The following is a 5,184-nucleotide window of genomic DNA, read 5'->3' as shown; positions in this document are numbered from 1 at the left end:
GGGCACGCTCCGCCGCAGCACGCTCCGCCGCAGCACGCTCCGCCGCAGCACGCTCGGCGGCCTCACGTGCGGCCGCCTCGCGGGCACGTCGTTCACGTTCACGGCGGATCTCGTCCTCGATGTCGGCGATCTCGCCGTCGACCGCGCGTCGTGCGATCTCGAGCTCGGCGATCCGGTCCTGGCGTCGTGCCTCGGCGGCGCTGGCCTCGGCGACCAGCTCGGAGACGTCGGCGTGGGCCTCCGCGGCCCGGTCACTCGCGGCGGTGGCCTCGTCGAGGTGGCCCCCCCTCGATGCGCTCCTCCTCGGCCGCCGCCGCGGCCAGCACCTCGGTCCGGGTCCGTAGGACCAGCGCCTCCTCGATCACGCGGCGCTGTTCCCGGAGACCGAGCCGCATCGCCTGTAGGGAGTCGGCGAGGTCGACCGACCCGTTCTCCCCGGTGAGGGAGCGCAGCGTCATCAGCGTCGGGGAGGCCGTGGCGACCCCGTACTTGTAGGTCTCGCTGGCGAACGATGCCAACGCGTCCTGGTTGGTGTCGAGCTCGATCTCCGCCGCACGGAGGTCAGTAGCCGCGCGCTCGGCCCGGCGGCGGGCGAGAGCTGCGGACTCCTCCGCCTGCGCCTGCTCGGCCTGTGCGGTCTCGAGGGCACGGCCGGCGACCCGCAGCGCGTCCTCGAGTTCCGCGACCTCGTCGCGTGCCCGGGACAGGGCCGCTTCCGCGTCGGTGAGCCGCTGGTCGAGATCAGCTGCCCGTTCCTTGGCTTCGTCGAGACGTTCCTCGGGTGAAGCGGCGGCCACACCGGGCAGGGTCACGACGAGGAGGACGGCGAGCAGCGCGGCCGTGGCGCGCCCGAGGCGGGTGGTCATCGAGCAACTCCAGGGCACCAGCGGTGGATCCCGGACGGCGCGCCCCACCTCCGCTCACGGGGCGGCGGGACCGTACCAACAGCCGGGGCCGCGGTCCTCGGGTGGACCACCCGCGCGCGCGACGGGAACTCTGCCCGAACCGACCCGTGTCCCCAACCGGTCGGTACGTCTACGTCACCCAGCGCGGCCCGACGCCGCGGTCGGGTGCGGTCCGGCTGTAGCCGAGGATGTCGGGGGTCGCCGCGACGTCGCTGATGCGGCGCGTCACCTCGAGCGTGTCGGCGTCGATGACGATCGCGTCGTCGGAGTTGCGGTTGACCTGCCAGTACTCGGACCCGTCGGGCGACAGCCGCAGCCCGTGGGTGTCGAGCCCCTCGCTCGGGTTGGTCTCGAGCAGCTCCTTGGTGTCGAGGTCGAACACGAGCAGGCCACCCTGGCTCCAGCCTGGACCGAGCGTGATCCACGCCTCGCTCGAATCCGGGGAGAACTGGTGGCACACCGCCGACAGCGACGGGAAGGCGTAGGACGCCTCGGTCCCGTCCTCCCACGGCGCGACCAGGTCCTCGACCAGCAACGTGTCGGTGACGGCGAAGGTCGGGTCAGCGGCATCGAGGTCCGGCAGCGCGACCTCGACCAGCTTCTGGCTGCCGTTCGACCCCCGGCCGGCGGTCCCGATGACCGAGACCCACAGCGCCGAGTCGTCCGGCGTGACGTCGGCCATGTGGGTGCCGCCCCCGGTGGCGAGCACCTCGACGACCTCCTTGGTCCGGGCGTCGACGATGATGACCACGCCTCCCGCGGTCGAGGCGATGAACGCGTACCGCTGCTGCGAGTCGAACTCGATCATGTGCGGGACGGTCAGCTCGCCGGCCGGTGCGTCGGTGATGTCGCCGGCGGCACGTGCGGCGCGGAGCACGGCGGGCCGGACGTCGACGGTGGCGACCTCCTCGATGCCCGAGGTCGCGTCGTAGACGTGGATGAGGTCGGTGCCCTGGTCGAGCACCCACAGCTCACCGCCGTCGGTCACCACGGGGCCGGCGCCGCGGACGACACCGAGCAGGTTGATGATCAGGGTGGCGGTCTGGTCCCGACGGGTGGAGGCCAGCGGTCGGAACTGGCCGTCGTTGCCCGTCACGAGGCCACGCTCGGCGGCGGCGGCGACGTTCTGAGCGTGGGTCCCGGACACCGGGACGTCGGTGAAGTGGCCGCGCTCGGCCGGCACGACCGGACGCCCCTCGGCGTACGCCACGGTCCTGACCAGCAGCGTGGCGATCTGCTCGCGGGACACCGCATCGTTCGGCACGTACCGGCGCTCGTCCCGCCCGCTCACGATCCCGGCGGCGGCCAGTCGACGCACGGCGTCACCGTGCGGAGCGCCACGTCGTCGAACTCCGGCGACCCGGCCAGCGGCGGCAGGTCGACGTCGGCCTCCCCCAGGGTGGCGACGAGGAGCGAAGCGATCTGCCCGCGGGTCACCGCGCGGGCTGGCTCGAAGGTCGTCGGGGTCGTGCCAGCGATGATGCCGAGGTCGGCCGCCTCGGCGATGGCGTCGGCGTGGGCGTTGGTCGGGGGTACGTCGTCGAACCCGGCGGTCTGGCCCGCCGCCGGCACGGCGACGGTGCTCAGCACCAGTCCCACGACGAGGGAGATCGTGGACCTGCGGAACATCTGCGTCCCTCTCGAGCGTGTCTCCGTGCGGGCGCCACGGCGGCGCCCGGATCGGCGCGGGACGCTACGCGAGGGTGTCCGGACGACCACCGGCCACACGAGGGAACGGCGCGAACCCCGTGCGAGGGTGAGCCACCGTGTGTCCACAGCCGACAGGTCAGGCCCGACCGCGGTGTCGCCCACGTGCGGCACCATCCGGGTCGACCCAGGAGCCCCCGTGTCCCTCACCACCCCCGCCGGCGCCACCCACGAGGCTGCGCAGGCACAGCTGACCCGGTTGGCCGGCGCGGACGCGGTGCTCCGCGACGACCAGGCCACGGCCATCGCCGCGCTCGTCGAGGACCGACGACGGGTCCTGGTCGTGCAGCGGACCGGCTGGGGCAAGTCGGCGGTCTACTTCATCGCCACCCGGCTGCTGCGCGACCGGGGCGAGGGACCGACACTGATCGTCTCGCCGCTCCTCGCGCTGATGCGCGACCAGCTCGCCGCAGCACGCCGCATGGGGCTCGCGGCCGAGACGCTCAACTCGACCAACGTCGACGATTGGAGCGAGGTCGAGGCACGGGTCATCGACGGGTCGGTCGACCTGCTGCTGGTCTCCCCCGAGCGACTCAACCACCCCCGCTTCCGCCGCGAGATCCTCGACCGCCTGCTGTCACGCATCGGGATGCTCGTGGTGGACGAAGCGCACTGCATCTCCGACCACGGCCACGACTTCCGCCCCGACTACCGCCGCATCCGGGACGTGCTCGCCCAGCTCGACGGTCCTCGTGACGCTCCCGTCCCGGTGCTTGCCTGCACGGCGACCGCCACGGACCGCGTCGTCGAGGACGTGGCGATCCAGCTCGCGACCGCCGGCGCGGACGGGGACGCACCCGAGGTCGAGGTGCTCCGCGGTCCGCTGGCGCGCGACACCCTCCACCTGGCGGTCGTCCACCGGCCTCGCCACGAGGAGCGCCTCGCCTGGCTGTCGGCCTTCGTCGCCGACCAGCGACCCGCCGGCCGCGCAGGGATCGTCTACACCCTCACGGTGGCCGAGGCCGAGTCGACGGCCCGGTGGCTGACGAGCGAGGGGCTCATCGCCGAGCCCTACACCTCGGCGCTCGACCCCGACGCGCGCACCCAGGTCGAGGACCGGCTCCGCGCCAACGACCTCGACGTGGTCGTGGCCACCACCGCGCTGTCGATGGGGTACGACAAGCCCGACCTCGGCTTCGTGGTGCACCTCGGAGCGCCGTCCTCACCGGTCGCCTACTACCAGGCCGTGGGGCGCGCCGGCCGCGGCGGCCACGACGCCCCGATCGTGTGCCTGCCGACCGGGCTCGACGAACGGTTGTGGGCGCACTTCGACGTGGCCGGTGTCCCCACGCCCGGCGAGGTCGATCAGCTGCTGGACGCGCTGTCCGCCGACCGACCCCGTTCCGTCCCGTCGCTCGAGACGGCCGTGAACGTCCGTCGCACCCGGCTCGAACTGCTGCTCAAGATCCTCGACGTCGACGGGCACGTCACCCGGACCGACGGCGGGTACCTCGCGACGGGCCGCTCCTACGTCCACGATCAACCGCGCTACGACCGGCTGCTCGCCGGCCGTCGGACCGAGCACGCGGTGATGCGGGACTACCTCGACCCGGACGGCACCACGTGCCGGATGCGGCTGCTGGTCACCGCGCTCGACGACCCGGACGCTGAGGACTGCGGACGGTGCGACCGCTGCACCGGCACCGCGCCCGACGTCGCAGTCGACGACGACGCCGTCGCCCGTGCCCGACAGCACCTGCGCGGCCGGGACGTGCCGCTCATCCCTCGCCGTCGCTGGCCGACCGGGCTCGGCCAGCTCGGCCACGACCGTCGCGGGAACGTCCCGCGCGAGCTCCAGCTCGCCGAGGGCCGGGCGCTGGCCGACGGTGACCGTTCCGGGTGGGGCGACGTGGTCGGTCCGTTGCTCGCAGCCTCCGAGCGGGGCGACCTGCGTGGGGTCACCGAGGATCCGGGGTCGCTCGATCCGGCGCTCGCAGGTGCGCTCGACGAGGTCATCGAGGGGTTGGTCGGGGTGCTCGCAAGGTGGAGCTGGCGATCGCGACCGGTCGCGATCGTCCCCGTCCCCTCGGCGACCCACGTGGATCTCGTGCAGCTGGTCGCCGACCGCTTGGGGACCGTCGGGCGCCTGCCGGTGGTGCCGGCGCTCGCCCGCCGCGAGGGCACGGCCCGCCAGCGCGACATGGGCAACTCCGCCCACCAGGCAGCCAACGCGCTCGACACCCTGGAGCTGTCCGGGCAGTCACCCCCGGCCGGGCCCGTGCTGCTCGTGGACGCCATCCGTGCCAGCGGTTGGACCGCCACCGTGGCGGGCGTGCTGCTCGCCGAGGCAGGGACGGCCCCGGTGCTCCCGCTCGTCCTCGCCACGTCGCACGGCTGACCGAGCGGCGTCCGGCTTCCAGGCACTTCGGTCACCGGCGGTGAGCACGCGACCGGGATGCTGCCGGCCCCCTCGACGATCCTTCCCCGAGGACACCGTGGAGCTGATCCGGCGAGGTCTCACGGTCGTCGCCGCGCCCGCCGACGGCACCGGATCGGTGTCACAGGCGAGGTCTACGATCGGCGGAGCCGACCGTTCGGGGGATCGATGCACCTGCTCCACCACGACACGATG

4 protein-coding genes are annotated in these 5,184 nt (G+C 73.5%); 1 reads left to right on the top strand and 3 read right to left on the bottom strand.

The genetic code is table 11. From position 1 onward, the window contains the following. Window positions 1–251: 251 nt before the first annotated feature. The 3 genes from WEB03_RS11605 to WEB03_RS11595 all read right to left on the bottom strand — a co-directional run bounded on the left by WEB03_RS11605 (window position 252) and on the right by WEB03_RS11595 (window position 2,495). Window positions 252–866 (bottom strand): hypothetical protein, encoded by a 615-nt coding sequence (locus WEB03_RS11605; RefSeq protein ID WP_368071115.1) that lies wholly within the window; start codon window positions 864–866, stop codon window positions 252–254. A gap of 169 nt (window positions 867–1,035) precedes the next feature. Then, window positions 1,036–2,223, bottom strand: a complete 1,188-nt coding sequence (locus tag WEB03_RS11600; RefSeq protein WP_368071114.1) for an S-layer homology domain-containing protein — start codon at window positions 2,221–2,223, stop codon at window positions 1,036–1,038. Next, window positions 2,193–2,495: an S-layer homology domain-containing protein gene (locus WEB03_RS11595; protein ID WP_368071113.1), complete on the bottom strand. Its 303-nt coding sequence runs from the start codon at window positions 2,493–2,495 to the stop codon at window positions 2,193–2,195. The genes WEB03_RS11600 and WEB03_RS11595 overlap by 31 nt, the downstream gene beginning before the upstream one ends. Before the next feature lie 256 nt (window positions 2,496–2,751). Here WEB03_RS11595 and WEB03_RS11590 point away from each other — a divergent pair, with 256 nt between their 5' ends. Further along, a complete protein-coding gene (locus tag WEB03_RS11590; RefSeq protein WP_368071112.1) occupies window positions 2,752–4,950 on the top strand; it encodes a DEAD/DEAH box helicase in 2,199 nt (732 codons plus the stop codon). Window positions 4,951–5,184: the final 234 nt, after the last annotated feature.

The sequence above is a fragment of the Nitriliruptor sp. genome (genome assembly GCF_040882075.1).
Classification (GTDB): domain Bacteria; phylum Actinomycetota; class Nitriliruptoria; order Nitriliruptorales; family Nitriliruptoraceae; genus Nitriliruptor.
The sequence above is the reverse complement of the archived record's forward strand: the minus strand, read 5'-3'. Positions and strand labels throughout refer to the sequence as shown.

Coding starts and splice junctions, on each gene's coding strand:
- WEB03_RS11605 (WP_368071115.1), bottom strand. CDS start 866: ATGACCACCCGCCTCGGGCGCGCCACGGCCGCGCTGCTCGCCGTCCTC.